The sequence below is a fragment of the Bacillus sp. FSL R5-0593 genome, from assembly GCF_038603755.1.
Classification (GTDB): domain Bacteria; phylum Bacillota; class Bacilli; order Bacillales; family Bacillaceae; genus Bacillus; species Bacillus velezensis.
The window spans coordinates 1,292,902-1,307,191 of the sequence record NZ_CP152011.1; the positions used below are offsets into that span (position 1 = coordinate 1,292,902).

Annotated in this window: 15 protein-coding genes and 1 pseudogene; 13 read left to right on the forward strand and 3 right to left on the reverse strand. The window is 44.4% G+C overall.

Annotated features, from left to right (window positions below):
* Positions 1–21: 21 nt before the first annotated feature.
* The 8 genes from NYE36_RS06645 to NYE36_RS06680 all read left to right on the forward strand — a co-directional run bounded on the left by NYE36_RS06645 (position 22) and on the right by NYE36_RS06680 (position 8,245).
* Entirely contained in the window at positions 22–1,407 is a 1,386-nt protein-coding gene (locus tag NYE36_RS06645; protein WP_061861391.1) for an MFS transporter, read from the forward strand.
* A 76-nt stretch (positions 1,408–1,483) separates the two neighbouring features.
* Positions 1,484–2,482, forward strand: a complete 999-nt coding sequence (locus NYE36_RS06650) for a LacI family DNA-binding transcriptional regulator (RefSeq protein ID WP_007407297.1) — start codon at positions 1,484–1,486, stop codon at positions 2,480–2,482.
* A gap of 75 nt (positions 2,483–2,557) precedes the next feature.
* On the forward strand, positions 2,558–4,003 hold the full coding sequence (locus NYE36_RS06655; protein ID WP_094032364.1) for a tagaturonate reductase: 1,446 nt from the start codon (positions 2,558–2,560) through the stop codon (positions 4,001–4,003).
* The gene (locus tag NYE36_RS06660; RefSeq protein WP_094032365.1) at positions 4,000–5,493 is read left to right on the forward strand and encodes an altronate dehydratase family protein; all 1,494 of its coding nucleotides are present in this window, start codon (positions 4,000–4,002) and stop codon (positions 5,491–5,493) included. Before NYE36_RS06655 ends, NYE36_RS06660 begins: the two co-directional genes overlap by 4 nt.
* A 184-nt stretch (positions 5,494–5,677) precedes the next feature.
* Positions 5,678–6,349, forward strand: coding sequence for a response regulator transcription factor (locus NYE36_RS06665; protein ID WP_060561818.1), 672 nt, complete (start codon positions 5,678–5,680; stop codon positions 6,347–6,349).
* Positions 6,346–7,704 (forward strand): HAMP domain-containing sensor histidine kinase, encoded by a 1,359-nt coding sequence (locus NYE36_RS06670; RefSeq protein ID WP_064116089.1) that lies wholly within the window; start codon positions 6,346–6,348, stop codon positions 7,702–7,704. Before NYE36_RS06665 ends, NYE36_RS06670 begins: the two co-directional genes overlap by 4 nt.
* Before the next feature lie 112 nt (positions 7,705–7,816).
* On the forward strand, positions 7,817–7,912 hold the full coding sequence (locus tag NYE36_RS06675) for an ATP-binding cassette domain-containing protein (RefSeq protein WP_225649673.1): 96 nt from the start codon (positions 7,817–7,819) through the stop codon (positions 7,910–7,912).
* Positions 7,913–8,053: 141 nt separating this feature from the next.
* Positions 8,054–8,245 carry a hypothetical protein gene (locus NYE36_RS06680; RefSeq protein ID WP_015417277.1) on the forward strand — a complete coding sequence of 64 codons (192 nt, stop codon included), beginning with the start codon at positions 8,054–8,056 and terminating at the stop codon, positions 8,243–8,245.
* 73 nt (positions 8,246–8,318) lie between these two features.
* Here NYE36_RS06680 and NYE36_RS06685 read toward each other — a convergent pair whose 3' ends face one another.
* Together NYE36_RS06685 and NYE36_RS06690 are read right to left on the reverse strand one after the other, a co-directional pair.
* Positions 8,319–9,083, reverse strand: coding sequence for a sulfite exporter TauE/SafE family protein (locus NYE36_RS06685; protein ID WP_007610763.1), 765 nt, complete (start codon positions 9,081–9,083; stop codon positions 8,319–8,321).
* Positions 9,084–9,227: 144 nt separating this feature from the next.
* Positions 9,228–9,695: a DinB family protein gene (locus NYE36_RS06690; protein WP_015417279.1), complete on the reverse strand. Its 468-nt coding sequence runs from the start codon at positions 9,693–9,695 to the stop codon at positions 9,228–9,230.
* A 205-nt stretch (positions 9,696–9,900) separates the two neighbouring features.
* Between NYE36_RS06690 and NYE36_RS06695 the strand changes: the two genes are divergently transcribed.
* The 3 genes from NYE36_RS06695 (at position 9,901) to NYE36_RS06705 (ending at position 12,257) form a co-directional block, all read left to right on the forward strand.
* Positions 9,901–11,037, forward strand: a complete 1,137-nt coding sequence (locus NYE36_RS06695; RefSeq protein WP_087920760.1) for a Rap family tetratricopeptide repeat protein — start codon at positions 9,901–9,903, stop codon at positions 11,035–11,037.
* The gene (locus NYE36_RS06700) at positions 11,027–11,161 is read left to right on the forward strand and encodes a PhrA family phosphatase inhibitor (RefSeq protein WP_003154881.1); all 135 of its coding nucleotides are present in this window, start codon (positions 11,027–11,029) and stop codon (positions 11,159–11,161) included. Before NYE36_RS06695 ends, NYE36_RS06700 begins: the two co-directional genes overlap by 11 nt.
* A gap of 142 nt (positions 11,162–11,303) precedes the next feature.
* The gene (locus NYE36_RS06705; RefSeq protein ID WP_015417280.1) at positions 11,304–12,257 is read left to right on the forward strand and encodes an N-acetylmuramoyl-L-alanine amidase; all 954 of its coding nucleotides are present in this window, start codon (positions 11,304–11,306) and stop codon (positions 12,255–12,257) included.
* Positions 12,258–12,294: 37 nt separating this feature from the next.
* Here NYE36_RS06705 and NYE36_RS06710 read toward each other — a convergent pair whose 3' ends face one another.
* On the reverse strand, positions 12,295–12,672 hold the full coding sequence (locus tag NYE36_RS06710; RefSeq protein ID WP_007610770.1) for a PH domain-containing protein: 378 nt from the start codon (positions 12,670–12,672) through the stop codon (positions 12,295–12,297).
* A 109-nt stretch (positions 12,673–12,781) separates the two neighbouring features.
* On the opposite strand from NYE36_RS06710, the gene NYE36_RS06715 reads away from it, so the two are divergent.
* Positions 12,782–13,384, forward strand: a complete 603-nt coding sequence (locus tag NYE36_RS06715; RefSeq protein ID WP_064116090.1) for a poly-gamma-glutamate hydrolase family protein — start codon at positions 12,782–12,784, stop codon at positions 13,382–13,384.
* 70 nt (positions 13,385–13,454) lie between these two features.
* Positions 13,455–14,286, forward strand: a pseudogene (locus tag NYE36_RS06720) (manganese catalase family protein).
* The last annotated feature ends 4 nt before the right edge of the window (positions 14,287–14,290 follow it).

Here is a 14,290-nt window from a genome sequence, read left to right on the forward strand (position 1 = left end):
ATGGAATGAAAGAGGTGGCCTATGAGTAATGTGCCTGTCGTGACAGCACCTGCCGCAAAAGTGAAGGAGCATAAGCTGAGTCTGAAAGAAAAAGTATCCTATGGTTTTGGAGATTTTGGGAACGGATTTATGTTTGATCTCGGGCAGATCTATTTGCTGAAGTTTTTCACAGATGTCGCAGGCATTCCGGCAGCGTTCGCCGGCAGTATTTTTTTGGTCAGCAAGCTGTTTGCGGCTGTGACTGATCCGATTGTCGGCTCGGCCATTGACTACAGAAAAAAGATCGGACCCCGGGGGAAATTCAGGCCGTACTTATTATTCGGAAGTATTATTCTTGCGGTCATGACCGTATTGATTTTTGTGTCACCGGACGTGAGCGTCACCTGGAAGCTTGTGTACGCCTATGCTTCTTACATGCTGTGGGGGGTCGCTTATTCTTTCGTCAATATTCCGTACGGCTCCCTCGGCGCGGCCATTACACAGGATGCGGAGGACAGAACGGCGCTTTCTGCATTCCGCCAGATCGGCTCCCTCGGCGCGCTGCTCATTACAAGTGTCATCGTCATCCCGATTCTCGTTCATTTTGATAACGTTCACATCGGCTACCCGGCAGTCATGGGAATGATGGCCGTAATCGGAATCGCGGGATTTATGATCTGCTACCGAAACTGCAAAGAAAGAATTATCGTCCGTGAAGCGCCGAAAGAAAAGCTGTCCGTCATGTCGGTTTTCAAATGCTTTATCGGCAACAAACCGCTTCTGACCGTCGTTTTCATGACGATTTTCTCAATATCGGCATATAACATTAAATCCGCTATGCTTGTTTACTTCGCCCAGTATAATCTCAACAATGCGGAGCTGATGTCCTACATGAGTTTTATCATCATCGGTTCTTCATTTTTAGGTGTTTTGTTTATGCCGAAACTCGTCAAACATTTCGGAAAAAAGCAAACGGTGATGATCGGTTTTGCCGTCAGCGCCGCGGCTGATGCGCTGAATTTCTGTCTGCCGTCAAACGTATATATCTTTACGGCGTTAGCGAGCATTGCTTTTATCGGGATCAGCATACCAAACGGCATTACGTGGGCGCTCGTGTCGGACATTATTGATTACGGGGAATGGAAGACGGGTGAACGGAAGGAGGCGACGACATATTCGCTTTTCAACTTCTCCAGAAAACTCGCCCAATCTTTATCAGGTTTTCTTTCAGGCATCGGGCTGAGCGTTATCGGCTATATCCCGAATGCATCTCAGACAAAAGGCACGCTGATCGGGATTAAAGGGCTTCTGCTGCTGTACCCGGCTTTCGCTTTAGCGTGCGCCATGCTGATTATCGGTTTAATGTATAAACTGACGGACCGGCAGCATGCCGAGCTCGTTCAGGACTTACATCATGCAAAACCTTAACTTTAGTGATTTTATGGACTGTCCGTTAATGGTACAATAGAAATAAATGACAGCATACAGAAAGAAAGGAAAAACGATGGTAACCATAAAAGATATCGCAAAACTCGCCAACGTATCCCACACAACCGTATCCCGGGCACTTAACGGCAGCCCCTACATTAAAGAGCATACAAAACAGAAAATATTAGAGCTCGCTTCACAGCTGAATTACACACCGAATGTAAATGCAAAAAGCCTTGCCATGCAAAAGTCCCATACGATCGGGCTGTTTTTTACAAGCATCACAAACGGAACCTCACACAGCTTTTTTTCCGATACCATCAAAGGTGTAAACCGCACAATCAGTGAGGAATACAATTTGTTCGTCCGCGCGATTGACGACCTGAAAAGCTTTGAAACCATTACGCCCATGAGATATGACGGAATCATTTTAATGAGCCAAAGCGACAGTGATAATTCATTTATTTATCATATCCGCGAGAAAAACATCCCGCTTGTCGTGCTGAACCGGGATATTGATGACCGGAGCATCACGAATATCCTGTCAAACGATAAAGAAGGCTCCAGACAGGCGGTCGACTGCCTGATCGCAAACGGACACAGAGATATCGCGATCATTGAGGGAAAGGAAGGATTCAGGTCAACTTCTCAGCGGAAAGAAGGCTATTTGACATCTTTAATTGATCATTCTATTCCGATTAAGCATGAATACAGTGTAAAAGGCCGCTATGATATGGAAAGCGGCAGTCAGGCGATGGAAAAACTCTTGGCGCTTCAATCACCGCCTACGGCTGTTTTTTGTTCAAACGATGATATGGCGATCGGGGCGATGAACGCCATTTTCGCCAAGGGCCTGAACGTTCCGGAAGATATATCCGTTATCGGGTTTGATGACATCGGCATTTCCCAATACATGACGCCGAGGCTTTCGACAGTAAAACGCCCGGTTGAAAACATCAGCATACTCGGCGCAGAGAAGATTTTGGCGCTAATCGCCGACCCGGATACGGCGGCGGAAAAAATATACGAAAACACCGAGGTGATGATAAGAGATTCCATTAAAAAACTCACATAACGGCCCGTCTGATTATCCGGGTTTTCACACGGAGAAATGTTAACGTGTGCATAAATACAGAAGGAGGCGGACAGCTTGCAGCAGCTGAATAAAAAGGTGTGCGGCGAATACATTCAATATCCTGAAAAAGTCCTTCAGTTCGGTGAAGGCAACTTTTTGCGGGCTTTCGCTGACTGGCAGATCGATCAATTGAATCAATTGACGGATTTTAACGGAAGCGTTGTCGCCGTACAGCCGAGAGGCTCTGAGAAAATAAAACGTTTAAACGAGCAGGACGGTTTATTTACGCTTTTTTTGCAGGGGATAAAGGACGGAAAACCGGCTGAAGAACACATGATCGTCAAATCCATCAGCCGCGGCATTGATCTTTTTTCTGACTATGATTCCTTTAAACGGCTGGCAGCACAAGAGGAGCTTCGTTTTATCATTTCCAATACGACGGAAGCGGGAATTACGTTTGAGAAAGGCGACCGGCTCGAGGATAGACCTCAAAAAACATTCCCCGGGAAATTAGCGGCGTTCCTTTATTTCCGCTATAAGGCATTTGCGGGTGACGCCGAGAAAGGGTGTATAGTGCTTCCATGTGAACTGGTCGAAGAAAACGGACGGAAACTGAAGGCGGCCGTGCTTCAATATGCCGGGCTGTGGGAGCTGGAACCTGATTTTACTCAATGGATTCATGACGCGAACATCTTCTGCAATACCCTCGTGGATCGGATTGTTCCCGGATTTCCTGTTGATACCGCGGAAGAACTTACCGATTTTCTCGGATACGAAGACCGTCTGCTTGTGGTTGGTGAGCATTATTATTTGTGGGTGATAGAAGGGCCGGAACAGCTTCAGAATGAGCTTCCTTTTGCTGAGGCCGGGCTGAACGCACTGATCACGTCTGACCTTACGTCTTACAGGACAAAAAAGGTGAGAATCTTAAACGGCGCTCACACGGCATTGGCGCCAGTGGCTTTACTATACGGACTGCAAACCGTCCGGGAAGCGGCTGAGCACGAGGTGACGGGCAGATTCATTGAAGAGCTGATCAATGAAGAAATCCTCCCTGTGCTGCAAATAGAGGGTGTCACCCAATACGCGGCAGACGTGTTACAGCGGTTTAAAAACCCTTATATCCACCATTATCTGCAAAGCATTACCCTTAACGCCGCCGCGAAATTCAAAACAAGAAACCTGCCGACGCTGAAGGCTTATATCGAACAGGAGGGCCGGCTACCTGAGAAGCTGGTATTTTCGTTCAGCGCCATGATCTATTCATACTGGAACGGACCGAACAAACCGGCAGACGGCGAGGAGGTTCTTAACCGTTTTCAAATGGCGCGGTCCCGTTGCAAAGATGATATGTTTCAAGCGGCATCTGCCATATTAGGAGAAGAGCGATTGTGGGGGAAGAATCTGAATCATCTTCCGGGGCTGACTGAACGAACGGCTTTTTTTCTGTCTGTTATTCATAAGCGGGGTATGAAGCATGCGTTACATGAATGCTGCGGAAAAAAGGGGGAAGTGAAATGAAAGAGGTCATAAAAATCCATAAAAACGATAACGTGCTTCTCGCCATGCGCCATTTTAACAAAGGGGAGCGGCTGCATACAGACGGACTGACGATTGAAGTGAAGGATCCTGTAAAGCGGGGGCATAAAATCGCGCTGCAAACCATTGAAGAAAACGGCAGCATCATTAAATACGGTTTTTCAATCGGGCGTGCGACAAGGCGGATTTCGGCCGGCGAGCATATTCATACCCATAATCTGCAAACGAATTTATCCGATGTGCAAGAATACACGTATTCACCGCGCTTCGAGGACAATCCTTTTACAAATGAGAACCGGACATTTAAAGGCTACAGAAGAGAAAACGGTGCATCCGGCGTCCGGAATGAACTGTGGATCGTGCCTACAGTCGGCTGCGTTAACGGCGTCGCTGAGAAAATCCTGCAGCGCTTCGTAAAAGAGGCGAAAGACATTGCGCCCTTTGACCATGTGCTGGTTTTAAAGCACCAATACGGATGCTCCCAGCTTGGCGATGATCATGAGAATACGAAACAAATGCTGTTAAACGCCATCCGCCATCCAAATGCGGGCGGTGTGCTGGTTTTAGGGCTCGGCTGTGAAAATAATGAGCTGGCGGCGATTAGGGAAACCCTTTCTGAAGTGAACGGAGATCGGGTGAAATTTCTCGAATCACAAGCTGTCACAGATGAAATTGAAGCGGGGACTGCGCTTCTTAAAGAGATACACCTTGCGGCAAAGGGAGATAAACGTGAGGAGATTCCGCTGTCAGAATTGAGCATCGGATTGAAATGCGGCGGGTCGGACGGTTTTTCCGGCATCACCGCAAACCCTTTATTAGGGAGATTTTCAGATTACTTGATTGCACAGGGAGGGAGCACGGTCTTAACGGAGGTGCCTGAGATGTTCGGCGCTGAGACGATTCTCATGCAGCGTGCGGCGAGTGAAGAAGTGTTTCATAAAACAGTCCGATTGATCAATGATTTCAAGCAATATTTTATGAAGCACGAGCAGCCGATTTATGAAAACCCGTCACCAGGGAATAAGGAAGGCGGCATTTCAACGCTCGAAGACAAGTCGCTCGGCTGCACCCAAAAAGCCGGTCTTGCACCGGTTTCTGATGTGCTGACATACGGTGAAACACTGAAAACAAAGGGATTGACACTGCTCAGTGCGCCCGGCAATGATTTAATCGCTTCTTCAGCGCTCGCAGCGGCGGGCTGTCACATCGTTTTGTTTACAACCGGAAGAGGCACGCCGTTCGGCACATTTGTCCCGACTGTGAAAGTATCAACAAATACCGATTTATTTCAATCAAAGCCTCATTGGATTGATTACGACGCGGGCAGATTGGCGGAAGAACAAACAACAGAAGATCACATTGTAAGAGATTTTATACAATACATTATTAAAGTTGCAAGCGGAGAATTCGTCAATAACGAAAAAAACGATTTTCGGGAGCTTGCAATCTTTAAGTCCGGTGTGACGTTATAAGGGAAAAGGCGATCTGACAACAGACCGCCTTTTCGCCGTTGACTTATCGTTTTGCCTCTTGATGAATTGTGAATATCTATAGTTATAATAAATGGAATGGTGCCTTACATAAAGGAGATTTTTATAATATATATCATTATTATGGAAGATTGATTTTCAGTCACATATTTCAGAGGGGGTCCTAATGAATAACATTTTATACATTGAAGATGATCAAGAAATTGGCCAATTTGTAAAGGATGACTTAGAAGATCGGGGCTATATGATGATCTGGCTCACTTCTTCGTATAATTACGAAACATATATAGAAAAGGCAGATCTGATCGTGCTTGATATTATGATGCCCGGTTTAGATGGATTTACAATCGGTCAAAGGATGAAAAAAACACATCCGCAGATCCCGCTCTTGCTTTTAACAGCCAGAACGGGTCTGGAAGATAAGCTGAAAGGCTTAGGATTTGCGGATGATTACGTGACAAAGCCCTTTCATCCCGATGAACTGGCTGCTCGAATCGAAGTATTATTAAGAAGATTTGACAAGACTGCCATTCATGAATTGAAGCTGAAACACTTAAGTGTTCACTTGAAAGAAAAAAGAATTTTAAATCATCAAAGTCATGAGGAAATATTTTTAACTGATAAGCAGTTAAGGATTTTTTTGCTTTTGCTTAGACATCCCAATCAAATATTAACAAAGGAACAAATTTATGAAAATATTTGGGAACAGCCTTATATCGAAGGGGATAAGACGTTGATGGTACATATCCGGCATTTACGGCAAAAAATCGAGATCAATCCAAATGAGCCGGAAATTCTTGAAACAATCAGGGGGATTGGATACAGGATCAAACAATGAAATTATCAACCAAATACCTTATTAATATCGTTGCCTCAACTTTGTTTTTTCCGATAGCCTTTTTAGGCGTGAATTTTCTATACTATGTCACATTAACATACTTGATTGATCACCAAGGGCAAGTACACTATGAACCAAACAAGTTGGAAAGTGATTGGAAGTCTGATGTGGAAGATTTTTCAGGGAAATCCAATCGGGAAATTACGTCTGCTTTCCCGCACATGAAGCAATATAAACACTCTGATATTGTATGGATAAATGATAAGGGAAAGGTGATGTTTTCGAACTCAGAACGGTTGGCCAAAAAAGGTGAGGTCATTCACGTTAGCGAATTGATTAAAATGATAGAACAAAACCAAAAGAAATATTTATTGCTGAGTGCTTATGTAAATGGGAGTGAAGATAGCGGATATGCATTTTTAGAAACTCCGCGCTCAATTATAGGATCTCAATGGGAGGTTATGAGGGCTAAGTATTCCTATATATGGTTTATCGTCTTGATTTTTGTCTGTTCACTTTTTGTCATTAATTCATGGATGTTTTTTGCGAAAATACAGAAAAGGTTAATTTCTTTGAGGAATCATATGAAAAAACAAGATAATGACGGCATACCGGAATTTGTAACAGTTAAACAGAAGGATGAACTGGGCCAAGTGGAATATTCATTCAACCAGATGGTTGAGGAACTAAGGAACAGCAGACAAAAAGAGCGCGAAGAAGGTGAAATCCGCAAAAACTTGATTGCTGATTTATCTCATGATTTAAGGACCCCTCTTACGGTTATAAGAGGGCATACATTTACGTTAAAGAATGAAGTAAACAGTGAAAATGGAAAGCATTCTTTAGGCATCATAAACGATAAAATAACGTTTATGGGCGAACTGATTGACAATTTGTCATCATTTTCTCTTCTTGCCGCAGGTAAATTGCCGCTTCATAAAAAGAGTTGTGACATATTAAAGATAATACGTTCTTCGTTAACAGCTTGGTATCCGATTTTTGAGAAAGAGCACTTTACAATAGATATTGATCTGAAGGAAAACATCGTATGGGAAATAGACGAGACTTGGCTGAAGAGAATTCTTGATAACATTTTTCAAAATGTTTTGCGCCATGCTCATTCAGGAAAATACGTTTCCGTACAGACAAAGCTAATTGAAAACAAACCCGTAATCATAATTGAGGATAGGGGCCCGGGAATGAATAATAAATCTGAAAGAAAAGGCGCCGGGATCGGCTTATCGATCATTAATATGATGCTTAAACAAATGGGGCTTGAACATAAAATAAAGAGCAATCAAAACGGAACGATTTTTATAATTTATCCAAACAGCAGTGAATACGTGAAGCCGTAGAGGCTTCACGTATTTTTTATGTTGAGAAATTTAAACGCAAATTAACCTTGATTATATCTTCTTTTTAACCTCGTAAGTTTATATTATAAACAGAACAAGACGGAAAGGGATGATGCGTTTATTAGGTCCCAACGGTGCAGGAAAAACGACATTGCTTAAAGTTCTTTTAGGGATATTTCCTCCAACTTCAGTCCCGGCAAGCGATTAATAGCGACATTTTTTCTGCTGCTATGAACTTAGTAACGTTTCAATTCTAGTAATGAAAATGTTAGGTCGCAATAGTCTTATCTTTTTCCCAGACTAATAGGCATATTTGAAAAAATAAAATGTAAATAGAGGATGATTTGACATGGAACAGGTTATTTTTGTGATTTCAATGCTCGCTTTAGGAGTGACACTGATGACATTTTTCGGAATGATTTTGAATGACGGATTAAGAGGAGTATTAAACTTCTCAAGAAAACCCGTAAAATTTATGGCTGGATCATTTCTGGTATACATTGTTATGTTTGCTGTTTATATTTTAATAAGTGTAGGGTAATATTGAACTTTTATATAGGTGCTCATTGGGGGGATTTCCCAAATAAAAAAGCGATCCTGTAAAGGACGCTTTTTTATATTAATTTGATTCCGCTGATTAAAATAATCGCCGCCATCACAAACTGCAGGGGGCGCGGTGAGAATTTCGGCGAAAAGAAGCTGCCGAGAAGCACACCCGGCACAGAGCCGATCAACAGATTCAATACAAGCAGGTAATCGACGCTTCCGAAGCTTGCGTTTAACAGACCGGCAGCAGTTACGAGCAGAAAGGCATGTGCGATATCCGTTCCCACCACTTCTGCCGTTTTCATTCTGAACAGGTATAACATGGCGATCGCAAATAATGAGCCGGATCCAATAGATGTCAGGCCGACGATGAAACCGAAAATGACGCCGATCAATATCATGAGTGTCCGCTTTTCTTCAAGCGTTTTTTGCTGCCAGCGGTTCGGCCGCAGTTTTTTATCGAAAAAAAGGCGGGCGATAATGGAAATGGCGACAAGGGTCAGTACGTAGCCGAGCGCCTGTTTGATAATCTGCTCCTGATGCTGGTGAAAAGCGGGAAACAAGTGAAGAACACCGATGGCGGCTGTTGCGCTGGGAATGCTTCCGAGCGCCAAGTAACCGACTAGTTTAAATTGAACGGTGCGCTGCTTCCAATGAGAAACGACACCGAACAGTTTGGTGATGGAGTTATATAAAAGGTCAGTGCCGACGGCGATTGAGGGGTTGATCCCCAAAACGATCAGTAAAGGAGTCAAGAGCGCTGCTCCTCCCACACCCGTCAATCCGACAAGCGTTCCGACAAAGAAACCCATAAACACAATGCTTACAGTCATCTGTGTGCCTCCTGAATAATCCTACTATTTTTATCAGATTATATATGATTAAGAGGCGGTAATCAATTAAATTTTCGGAAAATTTTATGCAGAACAAAAAATCCGCCAGCCTGCTGTTATGTCGCAGACCGGCGGATGGCCGGATTATGATTTTTGCTGATAAAACGGAAGTTCCGTGTGGCCCATTTCTCTGACATACACGAAAAGATTGCCTTTATGATGAATTTCATGCTCCATGGCAAGCTGAAGGAGAGCCGCGCCGGTCACTTTTCTGCCGAAAGAGGCGGTCAGGTCAATTTCGCGGTTCAGCTGCTCTTCTGTCAGCTGTGACAGGATGTTTGTCGTTTTTTCAGTACACGTTTCAGCCAGTTTGACGAGGTCTGTTTCTGCTTCTTCTTTCGGTTTGTTCTGGATGGCTGATGCGTTTCCGTCGTTAATGACGTTTGCAAACATAAGAAAAGAATAAACCATGTGTTTTACAAGTTCCTGAGCGGACATTGATGTCTCTGCCGGCTTGTAATCGTAATGTTCGCGGCTGATTTTTTCCGCCAGCTCAATCGTTACGTTTCGATGTGACAGAAAGTGGCTGACCAACTGATTTTGTGCTGTCATGTGAAAACCCCCATTTAATACAGAATAAAAAGCTGCAAGGATATGCTATATCAACGGCACGGAAGAAACAAGCAATAAGCTTGTGACGGAGATAAATCGTTGCGGATATCCGAAATTCGACAATTGCGGTCTTTTTGCGTTCTTCTTTTTCTAGCAAATATGATAAAATATGACATATCTCGGTCATTCCAAAAGGGGGGATTTATTGAGGATGAAGCAGACTATTCCGTCCTCTTTTGTCGGGCTCAAAATTAATGAATGGTATACCCATATCCGGCAGTTTCACGTTCTTGAGGCGGAGCGCGTCAAACGTGAAGTAGAGAGAGAGATCGAGGATATGGAAGAAGATCAGGATCTGCTGCTGTATTATTCATTAATGGAATTCAGACACCGTGTCATGCTGGATTACATCAAGCCCTTAAAGGAGGACCCTTCTCAGCCTGAGTTTTCAGAATTATTGGAAGACATTGAAGGCAACCAGTATAAACTGACAGGACTGCTTGATTACTACTTTAATTTTTTTCGAGGAATGTACGAATTTAAACAGAAAATGTTCCTAAACGCCATGATGTATTACAAACGGGCTGAAAAAAACCTTGCACTCGTTTCTGATGACATCGAGAAAGCTGAGTTTGCTTTTAAAATGGCCGAGATATTTTACAACCTGAAACAAACCTACGTCTCCATGAGTTATGCCGTTCAAGCCCTTGAAACGTACCAATCGTATGAGACGTACAACGTCCGCAGAATCCAATGTGAATTCGTTATTGCAGGGAATTATGATGACATGCAGTATCCAGAAAGAGCATTGCCCCACTTAGAACTTGCTTTAGATCTTGCAAAACAAGAAGGCAATCCCCGTCTTATCAGTTCAGCCTTATATAATCTCGGAAACTGTTACGAAAAAATGGGAGACCTCTCTAAAGCAGCCGAATATTTTGAGACATCCGTTTCCATTTGCAGGTCAGAAAAGTTCGATAATCTTCCGCATTCTATTTACTCATTAACACAGGTTCTTTATAAACAGAACACTACAGCCGAAGCAGAGAAGCAATACCGTCTCGGGCTCAGTATCGCCCGCGAATACAATGATGAATTGTTTGTGAATCTGTTCCAATTTTTACATGCGTTATACGGCAAGGAAATGGATAACGCATCCGTCAGGCACACGTTTGATTTTCTGGAAGAACACATGCTGTATCCGTATGTGGAAGAATTGGCGCATGATGCTGCCAAATTTTACATGAAACACGGACAGCCTGAAAAAGCGCTCACGTTTTATGAAAAAATGGTGCACGCCCAAAAACAAATCCAGAGAGGAGATTGTCTATATGAAATCTAAACTGTTGTCAGGATTGCTGCTTGTTGCTGTCGGATTCAGCTTTACACAGGTGATCGGCCATGAAAGCCATTTGGAAAACCAAGCGGACGGCACATTCCATATTGCCGCGCGCAACCAAACATAACATAAAGACCCTTCTTTGGAAGGGTCTTATTTTTTGCATGCGTATCCATTCCATTTTTATCCGAATACAGGGTCTATATGCTCAAGTTATCTGTCCTACGAATGCCACCTATTGATGAAAAAGGCATAAGGAGAGATGAAGAGTGGGGATTGAAGTGAAAAAACGGCTCGTATCGGCTGATAAATATGCGTTAAAATGTCCGAATCCGATGACGCCGGAGTATATTACCATTCATAACACGGCAAACGACGCATCCGCCGCTAATGAAATCAGCTATATGACGGGAAACAGCGAATCAACGAGCTATCATTTTGCGGTTGATGACAAAGAAGTGATCCAGGGAATCCCGTTGGACCGGAATGCCTGGCATTCGGGAGACGGCACGAACGGTACCGGAAACCGAAAGTCGATTGCTATAGAAATCTGTTACAGCAAGTCAGGCGGCGAACGGTACAGAGCCGCAGAAGAACTGGCGATTGCGTTCGCGGCGCAGCTTTTGAAAGAACGGGGCTGGGGGATTGACAGAATCAGAAAGCATCAGGACTGGAACGGAAAGTACTGCCCGCACCGCATTTTGTCTGAAGGCCGCTGGGATGAAGTGAAGGCGAAGATTGAAAAGAAATTAAGCGGGAGTATGCCGGCGAAAAAAGCCTCTATTGCTTCTTCCGCGTCTGAATACCATGTGAAAAAAGGCGACACCTTATCGGAAATCGCCGCATCGCACGGTGTCAGCGTAAAATCATTGCAAAGCATCAACCATATCACCGATCCGAATCACATTACAGTCGGACAAGTGATCAAGCTCGCTCAGACGGGTTCTTCTTCAAAAAGTCAGGCTGTGTCTTCCTATCCGCTTCCATCCGGTGTGATCAAAGTGACGAAACCGCTGACGAAAGGGACAAACGTAAAACAAGTGCAAAACGCTTTATCCGCTCTTTATTTTTATCCCGATAAAGGAGCAAAAAATCATGGGGCGGACGGCGTTTACGGTCCGAAAACGGCAAATGCCGTAAAACGTTTTCAATCCGTCAGCGGATTAACGGCAGACGGAATTTACGGCCCGAAAACGAAGGCGAAAATTGAAGAAAAACTGTAATCAATAAAACGGAAGCTCCCCGGGCTTCCGTTTCTTCTTACATACAAACTGCTGCAAGGGCCTTTTGAATATCATAAATGCTTTCATCTTTTTTAAACTGCTTTGAGACAGCGGGAAGTTCCGCGCCTGAAATCCAAATTTTCAGCTCTGAATCAAGGTCAAAGCGGCCGGCGGTTTCTACGCTGAATCTGGAAATGCTCTTGTACGGAATGGATTGAATCTCCGTTTTCTTCCCCGTGAGTCCCTGTTTATCAACAAGAATAAGACGCTTATCCGTAAAGACAATGATATCCCGGACGAGCTTAAATGCGGCGTTGACATTCTCACCTTCCAGCAGAATACGAGCCAGTTCTGCTTTTGCTTCAGCCGTCGATATTGTCGACGCATTGCCCAGCAATCCATTGATGAATCCCATGATATATCCCCCCTGATACGTATTCTATCAAATCATACTATAAAAAGGTTTCCATTCCTAGATGAGTAGAGTAAACTGGTGCTGACTGGAAAAGGAGAGCATGCTACACATGAAAGATAGATATGACAATTTCGCAGCCCTTTCTGCTGCTGAATCGGAATACAGAATTATTTATGAAGAAAAAGAGGGAAGTAAATGTATCGTCCTCGCTCCCCACGGCGGCAGGATTGAGCCGGGTGTCAGTGAGCTGGTGCGGGCATTTTCTGACCAAAGCTCAATTTATTTATTTGAAGGAACGAAGCGGTGCGATAACCGTTCTCTCCATTTGACAAGCACACGCTTTGACGAACCCCTGGCTTTAGAAAAAGTGACCGCCCATCATTACGGATTGGCTTTTCATGGGTATCATGATCTGAAAAAGCCGAATACACTCGTCGGGGGCGCGGATCTGGAAAAAGCAAGACTGATTTGTGATCTGCTGCGTGAAGCGGGATTTGATGCCGAGCTGACAGAGAAGAATGATCGGCTGGCAGGTGTAAATCCCGGCAACATTGTCAATCGGACAAAAAGGAAAATGGGGCTGCAATTGGAAGTGAGCACGGCGCAGAGACACGCGCTGTTCAGCAATTTTGGGTGCCGGGGAGAAAAATATACGCCAACCGATCTGTTTTTTCGGTATGTAGAAGCCGTGAAGGCCGGTTTTTATGAGTGAAGAAACGGACTCGCACCGCCTGCCCATTCTTTCATACACTAAGATTGTTTGAAAGAATGGGGGAATGAGTATGTTTTATCATATTAAAGAGCTTCAATACCGCGCAAAGCCGTCTTGTCCTGATCCGGCTTACGCGAAAAAGCTTCAAGAAGTGCTTGGAGGGCAGTACGGTGAGATCAGCGTCATGATGCAATATTTGTTTCAAGGCTTTAACTGCCGTGCCGATGAAAAATATAGAGATTTGCTGCATGATGTCGGAACGGAAGAGATCGGGCATGTGGAAATGCTTGCGACGATGATTTCAAGGCTCTTGGACGATGCGCCGGCTGATGTGCAGGAAAACGCCAAGTGACCCGGCCGTCGCGGCTGTTATGGGGGGAATGAATCCGCAGCACGCCATTGTTGCAGGTTTAGGCGCAATGGCGGCTGACGCTGAAGGATACCCTTGGAATGCGAAATACATTATTTCCAGCGGGAATTTACTTGCAGATTTTCGGGCAAATTTAAATGCGGAATCCCAGGGACGTCTTCAGGTGACCCGGCTGTATGCGATGACTGACGATCCGGGTGTCAGGGATATGCTGTCCTTTTTAATTGCAAGAGATACGTATCATCAAAATATGTGGTATGCGGCGATAAAAGAGCTGGAAGAAAGAGAACGGGACATTGTTGTACCTGTGACGTTTCCGCGTGAACTCGAAAAGCAGGAAGTGTCGTATGACCTGTTTAACTTTTCCAGAGGAGATGAGAGTTCACAAGGAAGATGGGCCCGCGGTGAAGCCTTTGACGGACGGGGCGAGTTCAGATATATTTCGGCCCCGGTCGCGTTCGCATCTGCGCCTCATCTTAAACCAGCGCCAATGTGGCTTCACAATACTCTTCCTCCGATGTCAAAATGCTGACACT

Excerpts from the sequence above, each read along its gene's own strand:
- NYE36_RS06685 (WP_007610763.1), bottom strand. The coding sequence starts at position 9,083 with ATGACTGTAAGCATTGTGTTTATGGGTTTCTTTGTCGGAACGCTTGTC.
- NYE36_RS06715 (WP_064116090.1), top strand. The coding sequence starts at position 12,782 with ATGAAAGATAGATATGACAATTTCGCAGCCCTTTCTGCTGCTGAATCG.
- NYE36_RS06710 (WP_007610770.1), bottom strand. The coding sequence starts at position 12,672 with ATGGGATTCATCAATGGATTGCTGGGCAATGCGTCGACAATATCGACG.
- NYE36_RS06675 (WP_225649673.1), top strand. The coding sequence starts at position 7,817 with ATGCGTTTATTAGGTCCCAACGGTGCAGGAAAAACGACATTGCTTAAA.
- NYE36_RS06650 (WP_007407297.1), top strand. The coding sequence starts at position 1,484 with ATGGTAACCATAAAAGATATCGCAAAACTCGCCAACGTATCCCACACA.
- NYE36_RS06700 (WP_003154881.1), top strand. The coding sequence starts at position 11,027 with ATGAAATCTAAACTGTTGTCAGGATTGCTGCTTGTTGCTGTCGGATTC.
- NYE36_RS06670 (WP_064116089.1), top strand. The coding sequence starts at position 6,346 with ATGAAATTATCAACCAAATACCTTATTAATATCGTTGCCTCAACTTTG.
- NYE36_RS06680 (WP_015417277.1), top strand. The coding sequence starts at position 8,054 with ATGGAACAGGTTATTTTTGTGATTTCAATGCTCGCTTTAGGAGTGACA.
- NYE36_RS06690 (WP_015417279.1), bottom strand. The coding sequence starts at position 9,695 with ATGACAGCACAAAATCAGTTGGTCAGCCACTTTCTGTCACATCGAAAC.
- NYE36_RS06665 (WP_060561818.1), top strand. The coding sequence starts at position 5,678 with ATGAATAACATTTTATACATTGAAGATGATCAAGAAATTGGCCAATTT.
- NYE36_RS06645 (WP_061861391.1), top strand. The coding sequence starts at position 22 with ATGAGTAATGTGCCTGTCGTGACAGCACCTGCCGCAAAAGTGAAGGAG.
- NYE36_RS06660 (WP_094032365.1), top strand. The coding sequence starts at position 4,000 with ATGAAAGAGGTCATAAAAATCCATAAAAACGATAACGTGCTTCTCGCC.